At 70.3% G+C, this 23,050-nt stretch carries 22 protein-coding genes and 1 tRNA gene; 9 read left to right on the top strand and 14 right to left on the bottom strand.

Features of this window, described 5'->3' with window-relative positions; translation table 11 throughout:
* Window positions 1-242: 242 nt before the first annotated feature.
* Entirely contained in the window at window positions 243-761 is a 519-nt protein-coding gene (locus ACFYW3_RS28330; protein WP_351761709.1) for a DUF1203 domain-containing protein, read from the top strand.
* 87 nt (window positions 762-848) lie between these two features.
* Here the strand turns inward: ACFYW3_RS28330 and ACFYW3_RS28335 are convergent, their stop codons facing one another.
* Window positions 849-1,757 (bottom strand): GlxA family transcriptional regulator, encoded by a 909-nt coding sequence (locus ACFYW3_RS28335; RefSeq protein WP_389387806.1) that lies wholly within the window; start codon window positions 1,755-1,757, stop codon window positions 849-851.
* Between the two features lie 138 nt (window positions 1,758-1,895).
* On the opposite strand from ACFYW3_RS28335, the gene ACFYW3_RS28340 reads away from it, so the two are divergent.
* A complete protein-coding gene (locus ACFYW3_RS28340; RefSeq protein ID WP_389387756.1) occupies window positions 1,896-2,489 on the top strand; it encodes an MBL fold metallo-hydrolase in 594 nt (197 codons plus the stop codon).
* Between the two features lie 92 nt (window positions 2,490-2,581).
* Here the strand turns inward: ACFYW3_RS28340 and ACFYW3_RS28345 are convergent, their stop codons facing one another.
* Window positions 2,582-3,202, bottom strand: coding sequence for a hypothetical protein (locus ACFYW3_RS28345; protein WP_351761715.1), 621 nt, complete (start codon window positions 3,200-3,202; stop codon window positions 2,582-2,584).
* Between the two features lie 435 nt (window positions 3,203-3,637).
* On the opposite strand from ACFYW3_RS28345, the gene ACFYW3_RS28350 reads away from it, so the two are divergent.
* Window positions 3,638-4,858 (top strand): PucR family transcriptional regulator, encoded by a 1,221-nt coding sequence (locus ACFYW3_RS28350; RefSeq protein ID WP_389387757.1) that lies wholly within the window; start codon window positions 3,638-3,640, stop codon window positions 4,856-4,858.
* Window positions 4,859-5,278: 420 nt separating this feature from the next.
* Entirely contained in the window at window positions 5,279-6,859 is a 1,581-nt protein-coding gene (locus tag ACFYW3_RS28355; RefSeq protein ID WP_389387758.1) for an MFS transporter, read from the top strand.
* A gap of 319 nt (window positions 6,860-7,178) precedes the next feature.
* Here the strand turns inward: ACFYW3_RS28355 and mihF are convergent, their stop codons facing one another.
* From mihF to ACFYW3_RS28370, 3 genes are all read right to left on the bottom strand, one after another.
* Entirely contained in the window at window positions 7,179-7,538 is a 360-nt protein-coding gene (gene mihF / locus ACFYW3_RS28360) for an integration host factor, actinobacterial type (RefSeq protein WP_351763398.1), read from the bottom strand.
* Window positions 7,539-8,319: 781 nt separating this feature from the next.
* Window positions 8,320-8,892, bottom strand: coding sequence for a hypothetical protein (locus tag ACFYW3_RS28365; RefSeq protein ID WP_389387759.1), 573 nt, complete (start codon window positions 8,890-8,892; stop codon window positions 8,320-8,322).
* A gap of 276 nt (window positions 8,893-9,168) precedes the next feature.
* Window positions 9,169-9,921, bottom strand: a complete 753-nt coding sequence (locus ACFYW3_RS28370) for a hypothetical protein (protein ID WP_351763402.1) — start codon at window positions 9,919-9,921, stop codon at window positions 9,169-9,171.
* A gap of 413 nt (window positions 9,922-10,334) precedes the next feature.
* Between ACFYW3_RS28370 and ACFYW3_RS28375 the strand changes: the two genes are divergently transcribed.
* Entirely contained in the window at window positions 10,335-10,793 is a 459-nt protein-coding gene (locus ACFYW3_RS28375; RefSeq protein WP_389387760.1) for a GNAT family N-acetyltransferase, read from the top strand.
* Between the two features lie 106 nt (window positions 10,794-10,899).
* Here ACFYW3_RS28375 and ACFYW3_RS28380 read toward each other — a convergent pair whose 3' ends face one another.
* Together ACFYW3_RS28380 and ACFYW3_RS28385 are read right to left on the bottom strand one after the other, a co-directional pair.
* Complete coding sequence (locus ACFYW3_RS28380; protein ID WP_351763408.1) at window positions 10,900-11,265, bottom strand: DUF1330 domain-containing protein; 366 nt, start codon at window positions 11,263-11,265, stop codon at window positions 10,900-10,902.
* 394 nt (window positions 11,266-11,659) lie between these two features.
* Entirely contained in the window at window positions 11,660-12,415 is a 756-nt protein-coding gene (locus ACFYW3_RS28385; RefSeq protein WP_351763410.1) for an alpha/beta hydrolase, read from the bottom strand.
* Between the two features lie 860 nt (window positions 12,416-13,275).
* Between ACFYW3_RS28385 and ACFYW3_RS28390 the strand changes: the two genes are divergently transcribed.
* On the top strand, window positions 13,276-14,127 hold the full coding sequence (locus tag ACFYW3_RS28390; protein ID WP_389387761.1) for an immunity 49 family protein: 852 nt from the start codon (window positions 13,276-13,278) through the stop codon (window positions 14,125-14,127).
* 523 nt (window positions 14,128-14,650) lie between these two features.
* Here the strand turns inward: ACFYW3_RS28390 and ACFYW3_RS28395 are convergent.
* From ACFYW3_RS28395 to ACFYW3_RS28405, 3 genes are all read right to left on the bottom strand, one after another.
* Window positions 14,651-15,202 (bottom strand): YciI family protein, encoded by a 552-nt coding sequence (locus ACFYW3_RS28395; RefSeq protein WP_351762780.1) that lies wholly within the window; start codon window positions 15,200-15,202, stop codon window positions 14,651-14,653.
* Between the two features lie 391 nt (window positions 15,203-15,593).
* On the bottom strand, window positions 15,594-16,967 hold the full coding sequence (locus tag ACFYW3_RS28400) for a hypothetical protein (RefSeq protein WP_389387762.1): 1,374 nt from the start codon (window positions 16,965-16,967) through the stop codon (window positions 15,594-15,596).
* A 301-nt stretch (window positions 16,968-17,268) separates the two neighbouring features.
* Window positions 17,269-18,084, bottom strand: a complete 816-nt coding sequence (locus ACFYW3_RS28405) for a hypothetical protein (RefSeq protein ID WP_389387763.1) — start codon at window positions 18,082-18,084, stop codon at window positions 17,269-17,271.
* Between the two features lie 104 nt (window positions 18,085-18,188).
* Between ACFYW3_RS28405 and ACFYW3_RS28410 the strand changes: the two genes are divergently transcribed.
* Window positions 18,189-18,467 (top strand): hypothetical protein, encoded by a 279-nt coding sequence (locus tag ACFYW3_RS28410; protein WP_351762789.1) that lies wholly within the window; start codon window positions 18,189-18,191, stop codon window positions 18,465-18,467.
* A gap of 67 nt (window positions 18,468-18,534) precedes the next feature.
* Here ACFYW3_RS28410 and ACFYW3_RS28415 read toward each other — a convergent pair.
* Window positions 18,535-18,611 (bottom strand) — tRNA-Met (locus tag ACFYW3_RS28415).
* 199 nt (window positions 18,612-18,810) lie between these two features.
* Window positions 18,811-19,398, bottom strand: a complete 588-nt coding sequence (locus tag ACFYW3_RS28420) for a TetR/AcrR family transcriptional regulator (protein WP_389387764.1) — start codon at window positions 19,396-19,398, stop codon at window positions 18,811-18,813.
* A 73-nt stretch (window positions 19,399-19,471) separates the two neighbouring features.
* Here ACFYW3_RS28420 and ACFYW3_RS28425 point away from each other — a divergent pair, with 73 nt between their 5' ends.
* A complete protein-coding gene (locus tag ACFYW3_RS28425; RefSeq protein WP_389387765.1) occupies window positions 19,472-20,302 on the top strand; it encodes a class I SAM-dependent methyltransferase in 831 nt (276 codons plus the stop codon).
* A 414-nt stretch (window positions 20,303-20,716) separates the two neighbouring features.
* On the opposite strand, the gene ACFYW3_RS28430 is transcribed toward ACFYW3_RS28425, so the two are convergent.
* On the bottom strand, window positions 20,717-21,319 hold the full coding sequence (locus ACFYW3_RS28430; protein ID WP_351762797.1) for a TetR/AcrR family transcriptional regulator: 603 nt from the start codon (window positions 21,317-21,319) through the stop codon (window positions 20,717-20,719).
* Complete coding sequence (locus tag ACFYW3_RS28435) at window positions 21,316-22,440, bottom strand: saccharopine dehydrogenase (RefSeq protein WP_389387766.1); 1,125 nt, start codon at window positions 22,438-22,440, stop codon at window positions 21,316-21,318. Before ACFYW3_RS28435 ends, ACFYW3_RS28430 begins: the two co-directional genes overlap by 4 nt.
* Window positions 22,441-22,555: 115 nt before the next feature.
* On the opposite strand from ACFYW3_RS28435, the gene ACFYW3_RS28440 reads away from it, so the two are divergent.
* The gene (locus ACFYW3_RS28440; RefSeq protein ID WP_351762802.1) at window positions 22,556-22,936 is read left to right on the top strand and encodes a DUF6221 family protein; all 381 of its coding nucleotides are present in this window, start codon (window positions 22,556-22,558) and stop codon (window positions 22,934-22,936) included.
* Window positions 22,937-23,050 lie beyond the last annotated feature (114 nt).

Below are 23,050 nucleotides of genomic sequence, written 5' to 3' on the forward strand. Positions count from 1 at the left end.
TCCGCCGGGCCGCGCGCGTCGTTGCGGCCCTCGCAACGGTCGCCGCCCGCGCCGCCGCACGAACCCCGCCGTCGTCTCCGTCTGGATCTGCCGGCCGGCGCCCAGGAGCCCCACTCCCGACGTGCACGGCTCCTCCACCGCACCCACCGCACCCACCTCGCCCACCGCACCCACCTCGCCCGCGGCAACGTGACGTCCGTTTCCCGCCGGCGTTCACACATGCGTCGAGCCAGCCTGAGCACATGACCAAGTACACCGTGCTCCCCGTCGACGCGGCAGTTCTGGAGGAACTGCGGGTTGCCGACGATGCGGGCCGTCCCTGCGCCCCGTACATCGCCACCCGCGACGACGCCGACTCTCCCCTGCGCTGCTGTCTGCGCCCCATCACGTGCGGCGAGCGGATCGCTCTCGTCTCGTACGCTCCGCTGCGTCGCTGGGCCGCCGCCAAGGGCGCGGATCCGGGCGCGTACGACGAACAGGGCCCCGTCTTCATCCACGCCGATGACTGCGGCGGGTTCACCGCCGGCGAGAGCTACCCCTTCGATCGGCCGGGCGCCCTGCGTACCGTCCGCCGCTATGACTCCCGGGGCCATATCGCGGGCGGCCGCCTGCTGGAGATTCCGGCTGACGCCACGGCCGGCTTCGATGCGGCCTTCGACGATGCCTTTCACGATCCGGAGGTCGTGCTCGTACACGTCAGGGCTCTGGAATACGGGTGCTTCCACTTCGAGGTGCGACGGCCCTCCGCCAAGGGCCGGTAGCCGAACGCTCGTCGTCTCGTCGCGGCGCGTCCGTTACGGCACGTTCGTCACGGCATGTTCGTCATGGCGTTCGTCATGGTGTGGTCGTCACGGCGTGTTCGTGAAGGTGCGGCGGTAAGAGCGGGGTGGGACTCCCCGGCGGCGCACGAACTGTTCGCGCAGGACGGCCGCGCTTCCGTATCCGACGCGGTGGGCGATCTCCTCCACCGGCAGGGTCGTGGTCTCCAGGAGTTCTTCGGCGCTGCTCAGGCGCAGGTTCCGCAGCCAGGCGTGGGGGGTGGTGCCGGTCGCGGCGGTGAAGCGGCGGGCGAAGGAGCGTTTGCTCATCAAGGCGCGCCGGGCCAGTTCAGCGACGGGGAGGGGCTGGTGGAGGTTCTCGCGGGCCCACGCGAGTACCTCGGCGAGACGCTCGTCGCGGGAGCCTTCGGGGACGGGGGCGGACAGGTACTGTGCCTGCCCGCCGTCGCGGTGGGAGGGCAACACGATGTCGCGGGCGACCGTGTTCGCCATCGCCGCTCCGTGTTCCCGCCTGAGCAGGTGCAGGCAGAGATCGAAGCCGGCGGCGGCCCCCGCGCCCGTGATGACGCGTCCTTCGTCGATGTAGAGGGCGTCGGGTTCGACGGTGACTTGGGGGTGGCGGCGGGCGAGCAGTTCCGCGAACCGCCAGTGGGTGGTGGCCCGCCGGCCGTCGAGCAGTCCGGCGGCGGCGAGCGCGAAAGCGCCGACACAGTGGGCCGCGACCAGTGAGCCGCGCCCGTACGCGGTGGACAGCGCGTCCAGCACGGCGGGAGCGAGGGGTGTGCGAAAGCCGGCCCACGGCAGGGCGATCACCAGATCGGCTGAGGCGAGCCGGTCCAGGCCTTGCGTGATGGTGAGCGGCACGCCGAGGTCGGTGGGGACCGGCCCGGGCCGGTCGGTGCACAGGGCGAAGTCGAAGCCGGGCAGTGTCTCGCCGTGCCAACCGAAGACCTCGGTGACGATGCCGACGGCGAGCATGCCGACTCCGGGCGGGGCGTACGCGGCGACGGTCACGAAGGGAGGCACCCGTACAGTGTGGCAGTGTGGCACCAATCCTGCGATCAGCGGCAGTTGTGCCACTCGTGGGCGATGGGCCGGCCCGGAAGGATGGGGGCCATGACAGACGCACCGCTCGGCCGCAGCGCCAAGTACACGATCCTGACCACCGGATACGTCGGCTCCACCGGACCCGGAGTCGCCGCCACCGTCTCCTATGTGTCCGACGCCGGCAGGCATGTGATCTTCGACCCGGGCATGGTGGCGAGCCGTGACCACATTCTCGGCCCGTTCGCGGGGTTGGGGCTCGGTCCCGACGACATCACCGACGTGGTGCTCAGCCACCACCACCCGGACAACACCATGAACGTCGGCCTGTTCGAGCGGGCCAGGGTGCACGACCACAAGGTGGAGTACCTGGGCGACCAGTGGAGGAACCGTGACGCGGAGGGCTACGAACTGACGCCGTCGCTGAGGCTGATCCGCACACCGGGACACAGTCCTGAGGACATCACCCTGCTGGCCGGCACGGACACCGGCGTGGTGGCGTTCGCCGGTGACCTGTGGTGGCACTCGCAGGGCCCCGCGGACGACCCGGTGGCCCCCGACCGTGAGGTGTTGCGCGCCTCCCGGCTCCGGGTGCTGGCCGCCGCGGACCTGATCGTGCCCGGCCACGGCGGCCCGTTCAAGGCCGACGACGACACGCCACGCTAAGGGCTGTCCCGCGTGCGCGTCGTGGCCGACCCACGAGGCCTCCGCCGTGGGCCCGCGGCGGCGTGGGCGTCGGCGGCGCCGTTGGCGCGTCCTCAGATGCGCTGCGCGGTCAGCCTCTTTCCATCCGCCTCAAGGACCAGGACATTCCTGGCGATACCGTCCAGGCGATGATCGCCGTCCCACCACTCGACGAAACGCCGGGCGAGCGATTCGGACGCGGGCTTCCCGGAAGACCCTGCCGAGTAGTCCGTGCTCAACTCAACGTCATAGTCCACCTGGGTCAGTTGGACCATGGCCAGCTTGTGGACGTGATCGACTTCCAGCGCCTCGCCCTTGGTACGAGCCCAAGCGCGGAACCGCTCCAGCATCTCCACATTCGTGGTCCGCTTGGTCATGGGGCCGGTGGGTAACCGCTCAGGGGAGTTCGCGACGCCGTTGTGGCAGCCTCGCACCCAGGAACCACGATCCATCTCGGCGGCGCTCCCGGCCTGCAGGGCCCGGCGGGTACAGCCGCCCCATACCGTCTCGCGCACGGCCGCCCCCTTGCCCGAGGAGTCGTAGACGGCCTTGCCCTCGGTGTATCCGGCACGGTAGGCGGCAATGTGCTCGGGTACGGCCGACGAGCGGGCCTCGGGCGCTGGACCGTCGGGCTGCTTACCGCTGCCGCTGCCGCTGCCGCAACCGACCAAGCCGACCAACGCGGCGACGGTCATACCGAGTACACGGCCTGAGCGATGGTTCATCATTCCCCCCTGGGTACGGACTGTCACCCCATGAGACGGCATCCCGCGCTCATTGGTCACACCGGCCGGGCATGGTTCGCTCGCCCCGCGAACCGGCGGATCCACACCAGAGGTGCCTGCTCCACGCTGGTCCGGAAGGGAACGACCCGGCCGCCGAGCCGCTGATCTTGACCCGTATGCGCGGGCCGAGGAGGCCGAGTCGCGTGACGGAGAGGCCGCGGTGCACGCCTCGGATGACGGGCCGGCGCCCGGCCGAGAACAGGCCTTCGCGCCGCCACACCTCTCCGAAGGTAAAATCCAGGCAATGTCGCGGGATCGGGGGCGGTCGGCGTTCTCTTGAAGGGAGTACGAGGCACTCAACTCCCCATGCGGGGGCAGGGCCTGCGCCTTGGGAACGAGGTAACAATGTGTGAACTTCTTAACCGCATCTGGTCCCGACCGCGCCGGGAATGGACCCGGGTCCTGCGAAAGGAACTGCCCGCGCTGGCCGCGGGGATCGTGGAAGAGTTGCGGGACGGCGTCCCCGGTCTCTCCGCTCGCATCGAGGGCATCGGCGACGAGGTCGTCAGGCAGCGGGTGGAGTCGGCCCTTCTCGCGGCTCTCGGCTACCGCGAACTTTCGGCTACGCGGCAGGATGAGGAAGTCGCTCGGCAACAGGACGCGCACGGCGGCGGCTCGTTGCCCACCCTCAAGGCGGTCCCCTCCCAGGGATCCGGCATCGGGACCGAACGCACGGGGACCGAACGCGCAGGGCTCGAACGCGCAGGGCTCGAACGCGCAGGGCTCGAACGCGCAGGGCTCGAACGCACGGGGACCGAACGCACCGGGCCCGAACGTGCTCGGCGAGAGCTCTTCGCCGTTCTCACATCTGACATGCCCATGTCCGAAATAGCCCTGGCCGAACTGGCCGGGGCGGCCCGCTGGCCCCTGCCCGCCTCCGTCCGGGCCATCGCCCTGGCCTCGCCCGGCGAGACCCAGCAACTCGCCGCCGTCCTGGACGACGCCCTGGCCGGACTGGTCAACGGACAGCCCTGCCTGCTCGTCCCCAACCCCGACCCGGACACCCGCACCACACTCGAAGGCTCACTGCGCGGCCGGTTCGCCGCCGTCGGACACCCCGTCCCACCCCGCGACACCGCTTCCTCCCTGCGCTGGGCCGTACGCCTGCTCAACCTCACCCCCACCCGCTCCGGCCCCGACGTACGCGCCGTCTTCGTCGACGACCACCTCTCGACACTGATGCTGCTCCAGGACGAGCCCCTGGCCCACGCACTGGCCGCACGCTGGCTGCGCCCCCTGGCCGACCTCACGCCCCGCCAGAGCGAACGACTCGAAGTCACACTCCTCGCCTGGCTGGAAGGCGGTGGGGCACCCGAGGCCGCGAAGGCCCTGAGCGTGCACCCCCAGACCGTCCGCTACCGCATGCGACAACTGGAGAAGCTCTTCGGCCCCGGGCTGCGCGACCCCCGCACCCGCTTCGAACTGGAAATGGCCCTGCGCAGCAGGCGCCTCATGGCCCAGGTCCGACGCCAACACTCCCGAGTGACCCGCCGGGCCCGCGTCGTCACCGCCGAATTCCGCCCACCGCTGGGCGCCGGACGCATGGCCCGAGTCAACGGCCTCTAGACCCCAGGACAACAACCCCCGACAGGAAGGGAGCCGGTCCTTCCCCGCAGATGCGGGGGAGCGCCGGCTCCCTTCGTGTCGGTTCCTTTCGTGTCCTCAACCGCGGCTGATCCTGAGGTCTTGTCGGAAGATCACAAGTTCTGCTGTGGCCGGTCGGCTCCGGGTTACGCTCCCGCTCCGGGTCCCTCGGCACCTGCTCCACCTGGGCAGCCACGCTGAACACCCGGGCCCGCCGGGAGATCGCCACCCGCCCGCGGATGCTCTCCGCACACACCATCCACCAGGTCCACACCTCGCACAGATCGGCGGGCGACTGGGGGAGCGCACCCCCCCCTCGGTCCTGCCGCCGTACCACACCCCCCACCTCCGACCACCTCTGCTCGCGCCTCGCCCCGCGGCCGTCGGCCGCAGGCACCGCCCGTGGCCGCAGTGCCTGCGGCCACCACCGGGCTCACACAAGGCCGGTGGCGCCCCGCCCGCACCTCCCCCCGCATCGCACGCCCTCTGACGGAAAGCCCCACCCCGTTGACCCTGGCCGATCACCCGACCACCGCCCCGCGGCCCGTCACGTACGGCGCCGTGTTGGGCAGCCGCGACGTTGTCCGCCTGCTCGGCGGCACCCTGATCGGGCGCCTGCCCAACAGCATGGTTCCCGTGGGACTCGTCCTGTGGATCACCGGCGGCGGAGGGTCGCTTGGTTTCGCCGGAGTGCTCGCCGCCCTCTACGGGTTGGCGTCCGGGCTGTCCCAGCCGGTCAAGGGCAAACTGATGGACCGCTACGGCCAGACGCGCGTATCGACACCGGCGGTGCTGCTCAACGCCGGCTGCCTGGCCACGCTCCCCTTGATCGGGGCGGACGGCAACCCGGCGTCGGTGACCGCCGTGGTGGGATTCGCGGGTCTGGTCACACCACCCCTGGAGGCAGGGCTGCGGGCGCTGTGGCCGACGGTCCTGCCCGACCTCGGGCGGCGCCGCGTCGTGCAAGCCCTCGACACCGGCTCGCAGGGACTCCTCTACATCGCCGGCCCCTTGCTCGCCTCGTGGCTCGCCACCGCGTACGGGCCCGACACCGCCTTGAACGCGACCGCCGCCCTCGCCCTCGTGGGCGCTGCGGTCGTCTTGACCGCCGTACCGTCGCGGAGTTGGCGTCCCACCGCCGATGGGGCGGCCGGAAGGGGACGGCTGATGAGCGCCGGCCTGATCCTGCTGTTCACCTCGATGGCGGGAACGGGATTCGCGTTCGGAGCGATGAACGTGTGGGCCGCGGGCATGGCCGCCACTCACGGGCCGGCCATGCTCTCCGGAGTGATTCCCGCCGCGTTCTCCACCGGCAGTCTCCTGGGGAGCCTGATGTACGCCCGCCGGACGCGTCCCGGCACGACCACCACCCAACTCATCGCCACCAGCGCCCTGTTCCTCCTCGGGTGGTTGCCCCTGTTGGCCCAGCCCGGCCCCCGCACAGCCATCGCCCTCACGGCGATCCCGGGGCTGTTCTTCACCCTGATCATCACCAACGGCTTCCACACCGTGGACTCCCTCGCCCCGGCCTCCCGCACCACCGAGGCGTACGCCTGGCTGATCCTCTCGGTCGGCACCGGCCAGGCCGCCGGAACCGCCCTCGCCGCGGCCCTCGCCGCACGCCTCTACGTACTCGCCGCGCTTCCCGCGGCCGGCGCGGCCACCGCGCTGACCATCCTCACCCTCGCCCACCGCAAGCTCGGGCCCGCCCGTCGCCGCGGCCGCCACCGGCGTTCCCGACACGACCAGAAGCGCCATGTCAACTCCCCTGTGAACGAGGGAGATACCCGGATGGCCGGTGTGAGCGGGCCCGACCGCCATCAGATGTCGCGGAACGGCTTTGCGGCGCGCGCGTCAGCCGCCGCACAGGAAGAGTGGCTCGCCGCGAGGCGCGCCGAGGAGCAGCGGGCCGCGCTCGCCCGCGCGGAGCAGTTCGAGAACTCGCCGCTGGAGAGTGCCCCGAGCGGGCTCTGGCGTGGGTGAGCTCCCGCGCCCACCGGGCGCGTCCGCGGCGCCGAGTACGCGCGCGATCATCCGGTAGCCGTCCGACCGGATCGGCCACGGACTGAGGCCGACCGAGGCCGACCGAGGCTGATCGAGGCGGGCTGAGGCCGACTGGGGCTGATCGAGGCGGGCTGCAGCGAGGGCGGCCGCCCGCCCGCCCGGCATCGACCGCTCGGGTTGCGAGCGGCGGAACACCGTCGAACGATGCCCCAACCGCCTCAAACGGTGCGCGGCCCGGCCATCCGAGCGGACGAACTCGCCGTCACCCGGCAGGCCGTACGCCGCCTCGCCGGCATTCTCATCTGGACCCGACGCCGGACAACGAGACAGATCCTGACCGGCGGCCGGCCCTGGCGGGGGCGAGTGCGAGCAGTCGGGCGCGCTGGTTGGGGCCGAGTCCCTGGATGCGGCGGGTCTCGCAGATGTCGAGGTTGGCGAGGAGCCGTCCGGCGCGCACGGAGCCTATGCCGGGTAGCGATTCGACGAGGCGGCGTAGCCGGATCCTGCCGACCACGGCATCGTCGCGCTCCAGCAAGGCGGCAAGGGGCAGGCTTCCGGTTTTCAGCGCGGCCATCAGTTCGCTGCGTTCCTTGCGGACGGCAGCGGCTTTTCGGCGGGCTTCGGCCCTCTGGGCCGGGGTCAGGACGGGCATTGCCATGGCGTGATCCTTTCGTCGTAGGGATGTACTTAACATCCTGACCTGCCCGTAGGGGCGATTTGCGGCGGGTTTTGTCATCGACGGCTATACGGGCGGGCCGAAACGGCGGTCGGTGATGCGCTCGGCGTCGTGAATGAGACTCCTGCGACGCCGACGCCGACGCCGACGCCGACGCCGACGCCGACGCCGACGCCGACGCCGACGCCGACGCTTGCGCCGACGCCGCGGGCGCGGTCCTCACTCCACAGGACGCGCCTGGGCTGCGGACGACGCCAAGCCGCGGCGCTGCCGTGCGTGAGGAGCGCGCCAATCGCGGCTGGTCCCTGCCCACTTGGAACTGAATCTCGCCGATGTTGTGGCAGGTGCGGCCGTCGACGTTTATCGGACGCCTCTCACCTGGCGTATGGTCGACCGGTAATGCGTTCGGCGTTTTCCTGGCCACCTTCTGCCTGTCCTACCGGCAACTGACCCCGCCTGCCCGCACCCTCTTCCGCCGCGCCGCGCCGCGCCGCGCTCGCCGCAGGCAACCGCCGAAACGACGCACTGGTTCTCCGACCGCACCCCGCACTGGGACTGTGGGCCCAGGTCTTCCAGTGGTCCGTCAACACAGCCCGGGCCCTGGGCAGTGGACGCGACGAGGTTATCCGCCTCAACTATCTGGCCTGGGCCTTCACCATGTGCCCGTACTCGACGAGACGTTGGACATCGCAGGCCCTTCGGTCGGTCGAGGGGTTCGGTCGGCCCGCCGCCGCCACGCGCAGACCGGGGCTGTTCTTCTCGTTCACCACTCCCAGGGGTCGATGCCCGCTTCATGGAGTGCCTTCTCGTCATGTGAGTGCAGGAATCGGGCCTCGCCCCACCCGAGCAGCGATTCGTCCGACAGCGGCGAATCGGGCAGGTCGCCCGTCAGGACCCGGGCGAGGAACCCGGTCATCCCGCATCGATGGAGGGACCACATCAGGCTGGAACGGCTGAACACGGCCACGGGCCACGCGTCGGGGTCCTGATCCTCCGTGAACCAGCACAAGGTGTCCGCGCCCACGGTGTCGCCCCAGATGAGCATCTTCGCCAGCGGATACCGCTGAGCCAGTTCGGGTGACTCCCATCCGTCGTGGCGATCCGCCTCGACGATGACGGGCCGGTTGAACCGGGAGACCGCGTTCGGCTGGGACTCGTCCAGACGAGGAGAGAGGACCACGAGCTGGTCCTCGATGGATCCGCCTCCGAACTGGTCGATGAACTCCCGGAAGTCGCCGGGAAACGCCGTTCCGTACGCGCCCCGCATCTCGTCCCAGTCGATGTCCTCACCCAACGTCTCGCCGAGTGGGCTGAGCAGGCGCCGCATGTCAGGCATCCGTGAGATGTGTGTCGATGGCTCGGTCACTGGCGGTTCAACGGTCCTTCCAGGGCTCGCCGTCGGAGCTCGTGTCCTCGGCCGTCGTTGAGGCAACGCGGAATGGCCGGACCGCCCGTCGTGGTGGCCGGCCGTCAAGCAGGGATGCGCCGGTCCATATGGTGACGGGAGCCGAGGCCCCCCGGACGCGGGGCGGCGGTTGCGCGTGAGCGTACCTGCCGGCGCGAAGGGCGGTGAGGCCGAGGGCCAGTCCCGCGTCCGGCCCAGCCTCACGGCCTACGCCTGAGGGGCGGGAACCGTTCCACCAGTGGCGAGGGCCTCGCGGAATGTGCGGGTCGCGCTTGCGGCCGCGGTGAGTTCCGTCTCGTGGGGAAGGATGACGGCGCCTTCCGACAGTTGGCCACCCCAGTAGCAGTAGGCGGCGGGCGCGGCGCGCCCCTGATCGTGGGGAATCCTGCCGAGCCCACACCAGATCCGGCCGTCCGGCCCGTCCTCACCGAACGGCACCGTTCCCCTCTCCCGTTCCGGTGTCTCGGTGGCGTGGATCAGCCTCTGAATCGTCCACACCGGATCCGCGGTCGCGGGACGTACGAACAGGACGGCAACCGGTGCCGATGTGCCGCGCGAAGCGTAGAACCAGTGGTCGCCAGGCATCACCGCCGGCCATTGAACCGCGGCCCGGTCGGCGTCGGCACCGGCGAGCAGCCGGAGGCGGCCGGCCACCTCGGGGGGAGGCCCGGGCAATACCCGCGGTCCCTGGGCCATGGGACCCACAGGTACGGCAGGCACGGTCCGGCGGGCTTCCGCGACCGCCCACGTACTGCTCACGAAGGCCACCGCCGCCATCGCCATGGCCGTACCCACGGCCACGGTCCACCGCCGGCGTTCCGTACGGCGCCCCAGGCTCCGGCCGCCCCACCACAGCGCCGCCAGGATGACTGCGCCCAGTACGAGGGGTCGTGCGACCCGGCCGACGTCGCCCACCTGCGCTGCGGCGGAGGCCATCAGCAGGGCCTTCACGACCAGCACCGCAGGAGGTGGTACCGCACGGTCACATGGTTCGATCGGGGCTCAGGGCACACGAACGGATGCTAGTCGACGCGCCACTGTTCGGGGTCGTCGAACCGTTCGGTCTCGCGGATCTCGTCGGCGACCCTGGCGTATGCCGCCGGGTAGAGGTCGAGTGGACTCGGGCTGGTTGGTTGGTTGGTTGGTGAGCGGGGAATCCTCCCGCAAGTATCGCGGGGAGTTGGACGGCCAGACGCGACGGTCCAGTGCCGGCACTTGTATGGGCAAGGTCGTGACACGGGTTCTCCGCGTGGTTTCCACGGCCGACGACCGTGATTCCCGTGCGGCGGTGGTGGTGGATCCCCTAGGGTGCCGAGATGTTGACTGTACGAGCCATGACAGAGGCCGATGTCGCGGCTGTATCAGGGATACGAGTGACTGGCTGGAAGGCCGCGTACGTCGGGATCCTTCCCCGATCCCACCTCGACGGGATGACGGTCGAAGCGGATGCTCGACGGCGTCGACAGCACTTCAAGAGGTCGAAGGCGGCCACGACCGACCTGGTGGCGGTCGACACCCTTGGCCGGGTCGTGGGTTGGGCGTGCTTCGGGCCCTGTCGCGGCACCGGAACAAGTGCGGCTTCCGGTGAGCTGTACGCCCTGTACGTCCAGCCCTCACTCATCGGGACCGGGATCGGCCGCACACTGCTCGAAGCCGTGCACGCCCGCGCTCTTACCAGCGGTTTCGACCACATGCGGTTGTGGGTCCTCGAACAGAACACCACGGCACGTCGCTTCTACGAGCGTGCCGGCTACGTCGCTGATGGTGCGGTCCAGGCTGACGACTACGACGGAGTATCCGTATCCGAAGCCCGGTACCAGCGCACCCTGTAGGAGCGTGAAGGCGGCGACGACAGCTTCTCCGGCCGACCGATGTCTCCGCCACGACGCTGGACTGGCGGCCGCACCGCGATCGGCACTGGTTCCGCGACCGCCTGGACTACGTGGTCGACCGGCTCGCTCGGCCGGCTTCCGTTCGCAGCTTGCGAGCTCGTTCGGCCGGGTGGTAGTCCGGCCCGACACCCTCGATCAGCAGTAGGTCGCCTTCGATGTGGTCGGTACGCAAGCGCAGGATGGCCCGGTAGGCCGGAGAGTCGTACCAGGCACGGGCATCGGCCAGGCTGGGAAACTCGATCAGCACCATGCTGCCGGGCCAGGTGCCCTCTACGACTTCGGCCGGCGGACCGTGGATGACGAAGCGGCCGGCGAAAGGGTCGAGGGTTTCCTGGATGCGCTCCAGGTACTCCATGACGTCGGAGTGATTCCGGCGGCTGCGGAGATGAGCGAAGCCGTAAGCGGGCACCACGGGCTCCTTTCGCTCTGGGGGTGCGGACGGTGACCGTGAACGTAGCCGAGGGCGGTTGGACGGCGCGATTACCCCGGAAGTAATTGCCACCGGGTCGAGGAAGCACCCCACGGCCCCCGCACGCCCCGGGCGTGGGCCGGCCCGGCCCGGCACCGCTCGCGTCCGGAGAAGCGATCGACGCGTGCGACGACCTCGACTCCGGACGGTGGAGGGGACTCGTCGGCTTTGGACCGGACGGGCAACCACCAGATGGGCAACGATCCGCTCCCGGAGGAGTCGCCGATCAGCAGGGGCCCACGGTGCGGAGAGCTGCGGAGGGGCCGGGACCCGTCCTCGATGAACGGCATGCCTGCCGATGTCGACTACCGTCCGCCGGTGGTCTGACGGCCCGGCCTCACTTCAGATGTCGGGTGAGGAACTGGGTCGCCACGTCCCCCGCGAACTGCGGGACGCCGGCGTGCCCGCCGAGATTGGCGTGGAGGGACTTCTCCTTGGAGCCGAAGGCGTCGAACAGGTCCAGGGCCGCCTGCCGCTCGTTTCCCTCGTCGTCCCACTGCAAGAGGACGTGCAGTGGAACGGTGACCTGCCGGGCCTCCTCGAACATGGCGCGAGGCACGAAACTCCCGGCGAACAGAACAGCGGCCGAGATGCGCGGGTCGACCACCGCCAGCCGAATGCCGATGGAGATCAATCCCCCCGAGTACCCGACCGGGCCGCCGAGTTCGGGCAGCGCGAGCAGGCCGTCCAGAGCGGCCTGCCACTCCGGGACCGCCTTGTCGACCAGCGGGAGGACGAGGGCGTCGACGATCTCGCCGCTGACCGGCTCGCCGGCCTCGATCGCCCGGCGCACGTCGGCGCGGGCCTCCTCGACGGTGGGCCAACGGGGCCGATCACCGCTTCCGGGGAGCTCGATGGTGGCCGAGGCGAAACCCTCCGCCGCGGAGCGCCGAGCCCTGTCCACCAGTCGCGGGTACATCTTTCGCAGCCCGAGGGGAGGGTGGCCGAGCAGGATCAGCGGCGCCGGTGCGGATGCGGATGCCGACGCGGGCGTCCACAGGATGCCGGGGATCTCGCCGAGGGTGAACTCGCCGAGGGTGAAATCGCGTTCGAGGACGCCGTCGTCGAGGTGTTGCTCGGAAGTGAAATGCATGGTCGTGCCTTTCGGGAGTGCACTGGAACGGCGCTCCCGGACGACCTATCGCCCGACCGTGACCCCGCAGGAGAGCACCCATGTCGATACTGCGTTCACGGGTACCACCTCCTTGTTCTCTCGCACGGCCTTCGGGAAGGTAGCAGTGGTCGCGCTGGTCGGCCAAACGAGTTTCTTCGGCGGAGGGTCCCTGGCCGGATGCCACGGCGACGCTACGCGGAGCAACGTGACGTGTCGTCGCGCCTTCCAACGGGCGGCTCACTTTCCGTGATGGGTGCCATCGGGAACGAGACCTTCGCCGCGTCCTGGGCCAGGCTGTCGAGAACACCGGCAAGTATGCTGGCGCCGAGGTCACGTACTTCACGATCCTCCAAGGAGAAACGCGTTGGTCCCGATGGTTCCCCGTCACCCCTGTCCCTCGGGGAACGCGGAAGAGGGCATCAGCGTGCTCCAGGAGAATGCACGGAAGCGGATCGAGGCTCCGGAGGAACGCCCCACCGGGCTGGTCGACGCCATGCACACCACGCTCACCCTCGCCAAGGGCACTGTCCGCTGGACCCGAGAGCCGCCGTCTTCCCTACCCGGGTTGCCTGGACCGACACCCTGTAGACCTGTTGGGCCGGCGGCCCCGAGACGGCCGGAAGCTGGTCGCCGCGGTCGACGGCACCGAATCCCTGGCCGCCCGCGGCCCCGACACGGCGGGCAAGCTGCCGTACCCACCGACCGCGAAGTGTCTCCCTGCAACATCCGTGCGTCGGCAACGACCAGTTCGGGAGGCGCACACCTGACAACCGGGACATCGTGAGTACCGGACACCGAATACCAGTATCTGCGCTTCGACATCAACAAGGGAGTCTTCGGTGGCGGTAGTTGTCCCCAGACATTTCACGGCCGGCATCAGGGAAGAGGAATGGGTTGAAACCCTTGGCGAGTACCTCACGGAGGACATCGACGAACTGGAACAGTACCCGCACTCCCTCGGGCGGGTCTTCGGCAGTGCGCTGATGCACCTCGGGGCCCGCTGCACCGTCGATCCGCGTGCGGCGAAGTCGGAGACCTGGGAAGCGGTCGTCAACGCTCTTCAGTTGGGTTCCGCGATCTTCGCGACCAATTCCGCGGGCGAAGGTTCCGTGGAGTGCCTGATCAACCGCCAGGTGCGTACGCTGCCGGCCAGGAGTGACGAGGCCGCCTCGACCCTTGGGACGTGGCTCAGCACGTTCTGGCTCGCCGTGGTGTGCCGGGACCAGACGCGGATCACCGAGCTGTGCCGGTTCCCCGTCGACCGACTCATTGCCAGTGGGTTCGAGGAGTACGTCCTGCACTGGGTCGACACGCTGCAGACGTACTGGCTTCAGGGGCCCGGCCTGGTGGAGAAGTTGACCCGCGCGGTGGAGATGTCGTCACCCGAGGTCGCGGTGCGGGTATCGCGGGGGCTGCTGGAGGGGGTGCTGGCCCCGCCGATCAACCTCTTCCGCCTGTTCGTCATACGGGACGCGAACGGTTTCAACGAGGCCCTGGTGCGTACGCTGGAGCTGCACAAGGCGTACTGGACCGCCGATGAACGATCCGAGAAGCCGGGCGGTCACCTCGCCCTGGCCCCCCTGGCCCTGGCCTGCCTCGCCTTCGACGGCAAGATGCCGGTCCAGGTCGAGTCGGGCTATCTGCCTCACCACCTGCTGCACCGCTCCTGGCTCGGTGAATTCCCCATGTGATGCGTCGCTGATTGACGTCTCGCTCATGAGGTGGCGGGTTCCACGACGGCGCGTTGGTGCCGACCGATGTCGGCTTGGAACACGTCCGAGTCATGCTCCGCGACAACGGCGCCTGGTGCCGCCTCGTGCCGCGTGGCGGCGGGGGGAGCGTTCGCGGTACACACCGGCTGGGACCAGTACCTCTACGTCGGCAGCGGTCGGCCATGCGAAGTGGCACTGGCCCACACCCGCTCGCTCGGGCGCTTCCCTCAACGCCTGGACGCGTCGCCGTACGACTTCGTCCCCGGTCCCCGACGACCCCCAGTACGAACAGCGCCCCGCCGAAGGGGACTTCTGGGCCCGCCTGGACTGGACGGTCAGCGTCCACCGCGCCACGTTCCCGGAGGAGACGTACGCGGCGAACGTCTCCCGGTGGCATCGTCTCACCCGCGACACCATGGAGGCAGTCCGCTCCCGGCCGACCCCTCGCTCCCGGTCGGCGGTCTGGCCGGAGCTGCTCACCGGCGTCGGCCGTCGCGGGGTTTCATGCCGGTCGTCCGCCGAACTGCCAGTCGTGTACCTCGATCGCCGCGTATCGGTCGGGGGTCAGGACGGCGCGCGCCGTCTGCGGGTCTGGTGCCCGGAGCAGGGCCGCAGTGCCCAGCCACGCGGCGCCGTCGTCGGACAACAGCGGCCCGTAGGCGATCAGTTCGCTCCGGTCGGCCGGCACGGCGAGGTCGGCGGGCCGGCCCGTTCCGAGGCCGAGTACCAGGTACCGGTGGCCGCCGGTTCGGCCGCCGTGGAAGTCCCACATGGTGCGCCCCAGCAGGTTGCGCCACCGCCGCAGCAGTACGTCCCGGTAGACGCCGGCCTGATGGCCGGGCTCGTCGAAGGCGAATGCGCGGGCGGTGGCGGGGTCCGGCAGGTCGACCATGTGCACGCTGCCGGTGGGCGTGCCGCCGTCCCGGGACAGGGTGGGGCCGCGGGCGATCATCTCCCGCGAGAACGAGTCCATGTAGGACCAGTGCTCCTCCAACAGCTCCTTGCGCAAACCCTCGGAGTCGGGCCGGTCTCGGTGGTAGACGAAGAACTCCATGTCCCAAGGATCTCGTCGGTTGAGACCCGGTGCCAAGAACCAGGACCGAACAGGGTGCCTGGTCGTGGATCGCCCCCGGAACCTGACGCCATGGCACATGCCGTACTTCATCGAAAGTCCACCGTCGCTCCGATCGACAGGTCCGTCTTCGGAAGCGACGAGGAACGAGAAACGCGGAACGAGAAACGCAGAGGGAGGAACGCGGAACGAGGAAGGCGGTGCGCGGGAGGCAGAGCGCTCGTACGGGGTGGCGACGAGGGCAGGATTCGAACCTACGTCCACCCGGGATTAGAGCCGGGCGCTCCTCCGCAGAGCTTCCTCGTCGCCGCGTCGATCATGGCTGGGGCTGCCGTTCCGGGCAACCGATTTTCCCGAGCCCCTGGGCAGGCCGTCACTGCCACTCCCTCGCCGCCGCGCGCTTGCCATGGCCGGAGAACACCCCTGCCGATCGGAGGGCACTGGCCATGAGGGGGTCCGCAACGGCGACACCGTGTACGAGTTCGGGCGTCCGGTGGAAGGCGACGGCCTCAGCCGCCGGTCTGGGGGCGGTCCAGGCGGTGGCAATGGGATCCCTCCGATGGCGGGCGCAGACTGCCTCGACCAACGAACGCGGACACTCCTTCTCCCCCCGGAGCACTTCCCAGGGCAACGGCAACGCTGCCCAGATGTAGGTGTCGGGGTGCAGCCCCCCGCCGCTCATGCGGTGCCAGTACGCCACATCGGCAGCCATCAGGCGGGGAACCTTGCCCGGGCAGACCCGGTCCAGAATCTCCTCCTGGCCGAGTTCGAACAGAATCGCGAACCAGTGCGCTCGGGCCGTGTTCCACGCCTGCGCGGCCTGGTTCCACGTCGATGAGTCGTCGCCGCGGCGCACGATCATCGTTGCGCGCTCCAGCGGGTGCCGATTCCAGGCGTCCTCCAACAGGTCCGCGACCTGGCGCAGGAAACCGTTCCATCGGACCAGCAGTCGAGTGAGGTCCTCTTCGGAGACCGCGCCCAGCACCTCCGAAGTGGGATGGACATGCGCGACCGCGGACCAGCAGGTCCGCTCGGGCTGCGCACGCAAGCGTTGGAACAGTGCCGCGGCGACGTCGTCGTAGACCTGGCGCTGGCGGCCGTTCGTGAAGACGCTGCGCATGTAGCCCCGCGCCGTGATGTACGCGATGAAGGCCGCCGTGTCCGGATCGGCGGCGAAGAGACCGTACGGCAGAACGTGCGCGAGTGCCCCCTTGCCCGTCATCGTGACCTCGCTGCGGTGTTGCTCGTGGATCAGTCGCGCGAGTTTGGCCTCCATGCGGCGCAGGAGACGGAAGCGCTTGTTGTACTGGCGCTTGGAGACCTCGCCGAGGCCGGCAGCGGTTCGCGCACCCCGGTCGAGACGGTCCGTGCCGAAGTCGTTCTGGCCGTACTCGCGGCCTATGGACTCGCCTGCACGCCGGATCACTGCCTCGATGTGGTCCGGATCGTCCCCGGCACTGTCCGGAACTTCCGGCAGATCCGTGAACAGGCTTGTGGCACGGGCGAGTTGGCGCTGTGCGCCAACCGGGCGGGCAAAGTCCTCCCGCATGGAGGTGTAGCCGTGCCAAAGGTTGCGCAGCGAGTGTTCGGCGGCTTTGCCGAGTGCCGCCTCGGTGGCCTCGTCGAGTTCGGTGCCCCGTGCCGCATGAAGATCCTGGATGAGCCGGGCCACATCCTCCGGACGCATGCGCAGTGTGAGCGAGGCGTGCAGTGCCCGGAGGAGTTCTTCGACGGTGGGTGACGGCATGAGCCTCACCCTGTCATTCCCCGGCCAGGTGCCCAACCGGATATCCACGGGCCGCAGCCACGACATGCCGATCGGAACTTCTCGGCGTTCGACGCGCGCGACATCGCGACATCCAGCAACCGGTGCATGAGCTCGGCGGGCAGTTGCGGGATCGCGGGCCGCAACTCGCGCCATCCCGCCCTCCAGGACCTGATCACACGACGAGGACGAACCGGAGCCCTGGGCCGGGCGTTGGCACGCTGAGGCTCCGCCGCGGGCGCAGGGCACGGAGAGGACACCACGACGGCCATGATGGACCCGCTCAGCTTCGGCGGGCGCGGCGGATGATTCCGCCGACGACGGCCGCGGCCTGCTCGGGGTGTCCCTCCAGCCAGGTACCGAGGTGTTCCCGAACGGCCTCCGCGACGCGGGGACGCACCGCGGCACCACCCAGCCCGCCGAGGGCGGCGCCGACGTACTCGGGATGGTCCAGCTTCACCGACACGACCACCGTCAGCCCTTCGCCGATCTGGTCGGCGCGGAGGTCGGGGTCGGCGCCCGTCAGCAGCCGCCGCTGCCGCGCGTACGAGGTGACCGCGGCCGCCACCCCGTCGCGGAAGCCCAGCTCATGCGCGCCGCCTTCGGGGGTGCGCGTGCTGTTGGCGAAGCTCCGTACCCGCTCCTGGCGGGAGCCGCACCACCGAAGGGCCACCTCCACGGTCCCCGCCATCCGCAGGTCCTCCCGCTCGAAGCCGATGACCTCCGGGTGAACGGGGGACCCGACTTGCGCGTCGAGAAGGGCGACCAAGTCCCTTGTACCGCCCGGAGCTTGGAACGGCATCCGACGGGCGGCCCCGCCGGGTGTGCGTTCGTCGATCAGCGAGATGCCCAATCCCCGGTTCAGGAAGGCCAGTTCCCTGAAGCGCTCCGCAAGTACGGCGAACGAGCACTGCGCGGTCCCGAAGACGTCGGTGTCGGGCCAGAAGGCGATGGCAGTCCCACTTCCGGTCGCCGGCCCTACGGCGGTGGGAGGGGTGGACGCGACGCCGCGCGTGTACTCCTGGACCCAGCGCACCCCTTCGCGCCGCACCTCGGCGGTCAGGCGGCTCGACAGGGCGTTGGTGACGCAGGGTCCCATACCGAAGAAGCGGAGCGTCCGAGCCTAAAAGAGGAGGACCTTTGTCGGTGCCGGGTGCGAGGATCGCCGGTGGTCGGAGACCCGACCTCAGCGGGGGGACGGACATGGACATCGAGAGCACGCACGTATGGCCGCGCGGGGCGACGCCGGCCGACATGTTCCAGTTGGAGGTGTGGCTGGCCGAGCACGGCTGGGAGGTCGACCCCACGGTCTACATGGCAGGCGCGGGAGGCGCGGCCGTGCAAGTGCGGCGTATCGACGCGGCTTGCGCCGACGGAGAGGTGGGGCTGCTGATCCTGCCCGCGGAGACCGTGGTGTGGGACGGGGCGCGGATGCGGATCGCGTCCCGAGCCGCCGTTCCCGCCCGCTGCGCCGCCTCGTAGCCACTGGCGGGCAGGGCCTTGAATGCGAACAGCCCCCTCGACCTGGTGGTCGAGGGGGCTGTCGCGTTGGTAGCGGGGACAGGATTTGAACCTGCGACCTCTGGGTTATGAGCCCAGCGAGCTACCGAGCTGCTCCACCCCGCGTCGGTAGGACCAACCCTACGCCACTGGCCCCGTGCTTCCGACCGAATTCACGCCGTCCCTGTAGCTTCCGGGTCTTTGTCAGCAGTGTCGGTCGATCGCCGGCGGTCGGCCGGCAGTCTTCCGGGTGGCGTTGACAGCACCTGTGGTGCTCGGCCTCTTGGACGCAGCGCAATCCTCCGTCACCTGACCGGCGGCCGGCCTACGGCTGGGGTGGCCGCAAGGCGCCGGCGATGACGGTGGTCACCATCTTGCGGACGGCGGTGCTCTGCGGCGGGGCGCTTGTCCGGTCGGCGAACATCAGGTGCCCGGCCCCGACGAGGGTGGGGGCGAGTGTGTCGATGTCGGCGTCATCGGCCAGGCGCCCCGACTCCCGCTCGGCGGTGAGGTATGCGGCGATCATGGCGGTGCCTTGCATGGCCAGTGGGATGCCGGTCAGACCGGCCTCGCGCAGCCGGGCACGGAGGCCGTCGCGGAAGGTGATGAGCGCGACGATTGCCACCGTGACGGGCCCGAACAGGTCCTGCAGGGCGTCGGCGAGGTTGTCCACCACGCTCCGGGTGCCGGCGGCGGCACGCAGAGTCGGGGTTCGGTCCTCGATGCCGCGGACGCGGTCGAGGACCAGTTCCGCCAGGAAAGCGTCGAAGTCGGTGAAGTGCCGGTGCAGCACGCCCTTGGCACAGTTCGCCTCCTCCGTGACCGCCCGGCTGGTCAACGCGTCGGGCCCGTCCCGAAGCAGGACACGCTCGGCGGCTTCGAACAACTGGCCGCGCACGTTGTGGATGTGCACCCCTGACGGCATTGTCTCCCTTTCCGCGCCGCCCCGCCTCAACAAGTGGGCAACCGCCCATTAGTGTGGGCGCATGCCCACTTTATCGCGGGGACAGCCGGACAAGTCCGGGCCCGAGCCCCACCGCCACCGGCAGACAGCCGAGTCGTTCGGTGTGGACGCCGAACGCTACGACCGCGCCCGACCGCCGTATCCCGAGGCCCTGGTGGACAGGATCGTCGCGGCAAGCCCGGGTCGGCACGTCCTCGACGTCGGAGCCGGGACCGGTATCGAGGCCCGGCAATTCCAGGCGGCCGGATGCACGGTGCTCGGTGTCGAGCCCGACGAGCGGATGGCCGCCTTCGCGCGACGCAGCGGTGTCGAGGTCGAGGTCGCCAGGTTCGAGGACTGGCAGTCGGCCGGGCGGCAGTTCGACGCGGTCATCGCCGGCACCGCCTGGCACTGGGTGGACCCCGTCGCCGGCGCGGCCAAGGCGGCCCAGGTGCTCCGGCCCGGCGGCCGGCTCGCTCCCTTCCACCACGTCCCCCAGCTCCCGTCCGAGGTGATCGACGCCCTCGCCGAAGCACTCCAACGGGTCGCCCCCGATTCCCCGTTCAACCCCGGCCTGCTGAGAGGATCGGCCGTGGACGCCTACCAGCCACTGTTCGCGAAGATCGCCGACGGGATCCGGCAGACCGGCAGCTTCAGTGAGCCGGAACAGTGGCGCTTCGCCTGGGAGTGCACCTACTCCCGAGAGGAGTGGCTCGACCAACTCCCCACCTTCGGCGGCCTCACCCAACTCCCCGCAGACAAAATGGCGGAGGTCCTGGACAGTGCCGGAACCGCGATCGACAAGCTCGGCGGACACGCCACCATGCCCTACACATCCGTCGTGATCACCTCGACCCGCTCCAACACGGCCTGACCGCCGCAACCGTCGGGCGTCGCCGCGCGAGCAGACCGATGAGCTCGGCGACGTCCCCGGGGACGCGGGGCAGACTCTCCGGCTCCTTGCACCGGACCTCAGTCCAATGGCCTGTCCCGGCGGGCCACACGATTGCTGAAGATCAGCCGATCGGCCTGTTGCTCACGCAACATGGAATCCAGAGTCTCAGCAGGACTCACTGCCAACGGAGCGGCTCAACCCACAGGCGTCATCCCGGGGAGTACGCGTCGGCGACGACGCGTGGGCTGGTCGACCACGAGAGCCGTCCGGAGCCGGCTCGGCTGCTGCCGGCGGACTTCGACCCGCAGGTGGTCGGGATTTTTTGCCCGGCCGTGCCGTCTGCGGGCGCGGGTGGGTGGGGGCCGCCGGGATCGGCCGCCGCCCGAGCGATGGTCAGGGACGGACATCGCCTTCGAGCAGGGCGAGCACCGTCTCGCGCAGGCGGGCGTCGGTGCCGGCCGTGCGGCGACCGGTGATGCCGGAGCGGAACAGGGCTGACCCCTCCATGAGCATGACGAACACCTCGGCCCTGTGGTGTGCTTCGGCCACGGTCAAGCCCGGCGCCTGGTCCCGGAGGAACGCGGCCACGTGCGCGACGTACTGGTCGTAGAACGCGCGGACCGCCGCAGCCGCCTCCTCGTCGTGCGCGGCCAGTGCCCACACCTCGGTGAACAGGCGTACCAGGCGCGGGTCGTCGTGGTCGGAGAGGAGGCTGTCGAGCACGGCCTCGTACCCGCTGCGGTGTGCCGTGTCGACGGTGAGGGCGGTGACCCGCTCCAGGGACGAGGAGAGGACGCGTTCGAGGAGCGCCGACAGGAGGGCGGCACGGGTGGGGAAGTAGTACTGGAGGTGGCCCAGCCGGACGCCGGCTTCCTCGGCGACAGCCCGCAGGGTCAGTTCGGACCCTCCGGAAGAGGTGAGGACGCGCTCGGCCGCGTCGAGGAGAGCCGTACGCCGCTGCCGGCCCTTGGGTGTGGGCCCCGGTGCGGGGCTCACGCGGCGGCTCGCGTCCCGGCACGGCCGTGGCCCGTACCGAAGGCGTCGTCCTCGTCGAAGACGATTCCGACACCGTGCCCGACGAGCAGCTCGACCGCGCGGGCCGGGTCCGGGTGCTGCTCGGGGAAGGCCAGGCCCCGGGGGGCGGGGGAGCCGTCGGTGCCGAGGACGCGGCGCAGGCCCAGGACGGCCCCGACCGCCGTCAGGTGGTGCTGGCCGAGCGGATCGGTGACGGTCGCGGTACGGGTACGCCCGCGGTGGGTGACGTCCACGCGCAGTCGGGCCGTTCCGCCCTCGCCCGGCGAGTGGAGCAGGGCCCGACGCGCCGGAGCCCAGCGTTCTCCGCCGGCCCAGCGGAAGAATCCCGTGCCGCGAAGAGCGAGGAGCGCGCGGGTCGCGGCCGGGGAACTGAACCCGATGCGGGTGGCCGCGGTGGTGGTACCGAGGGTCAGCGGCAGGGTGAACTGTTCCGGGGTGTCGATGCGCGCCACGCGCACGGGCGTTCCGCCGATGCGTACCGTGCGGGACTCGGTCATCGGAGAGGCGAGCCGGCGTCCCCCGCCGTCCACGACCTCGAACGCCACGCCCAGGCGGTCCATGAACTCGACGGAATCCGCTCCGGCCCGGTCGGCCATGTCCCACCGGACGGCGATCTCGACCCGCTCGGCGCCGCCCAGCTCCTCGGCCAGCGTCGCCGCCACCAGGCTGCTGACTCCGCCCATCCAGGCAGAGGACAGCAACACCGGCGCCGTCGGCCGGAGCAGCGCGGCGACGGTGACCGCCCGCTGCAGGCGGCCGGTCCACCGGGTGATGTCGACGTAGGGCACGCCGGCGGCCGCGGCGGCGTGAAGCACCCGGTCCGAGGGGTCGTTGACCGAGCTGATGACGGCGCGAACGCCCGCGCGGAAGGGTGCGGGGTCCGCCAGGTCCCAGGCGCGCACTTCGGCCCCGACCTCGGCGGCCAGCGCCCTGCCGCGGTCGGGGTTGCGGCCGGTGAGCAGGGTCGGCGTGTCCGGGGCCAGGATGCGGGCGATCTCGGCGCCCACGGTGCCGTAACCGCCGGTGATCAGGACGGGGCCGGAAGGGTCGGGGTACAGCTCGTCGCTCAGTTCGGTGATCATGCGCCCCACTCTAGGTCAGATGACCTAGGAATGCGATTCCAAGGACCCGGGGGCTGGTGTTGCCGATCGTTCTTCGAGAGGTGACGAAGCCCGGCCCACGGGCGAGGATGGCCTTGTGAGCGAAGACCTGGTGACGTTCCTCGAGGCGCGGCTGGATGAGGAGGCCGGCCTGGCTCGGTGCTGCGGCGGTGACGGATGCGGGCGGTGGTCTGCCCGGGGGCACGCGGTCGACTTCTGTCAGGTGGAGCTCTCGGGCTTCCACCCCACGATTGCCGCGCATGTGGCCCTGCACGACCCGGCCCGCATTCGGCGTGAGGTCGAGGCCAAGCGCCGCATCCTGGCCCGCCACGTCCTCAGTCCGGCCGTGGGGGACCCGGAACTACCGTGGGACGACCGCGACGACTGTCAGTTCGACGGTGACCCCTGGCCGTGCGACGACCTGCTCGACCTCGCGTCACCCTACGTCGACCACCCCGACTTCCCCCGAGGCGCCTGAACCGCCTCATTCTCGTCTGCCATGAATGAACCCTGGAGACAGCCCACTTCCCGCCACAGCGACCAACTGGCGCGGGGCGGGGCGCGTCTGACAGCGCCGCCCTTTTCCGTCGAG

Source organism: Streptomyces sp. NPDC002602 (assembly GCF_042889445.1).
In the GTDB taxonomy this organism is placed as follows: Bacteria; Actinomycetota; Actinomycetes; order Streptomycetales; family Streptomycetaceae; genus Streptomyces.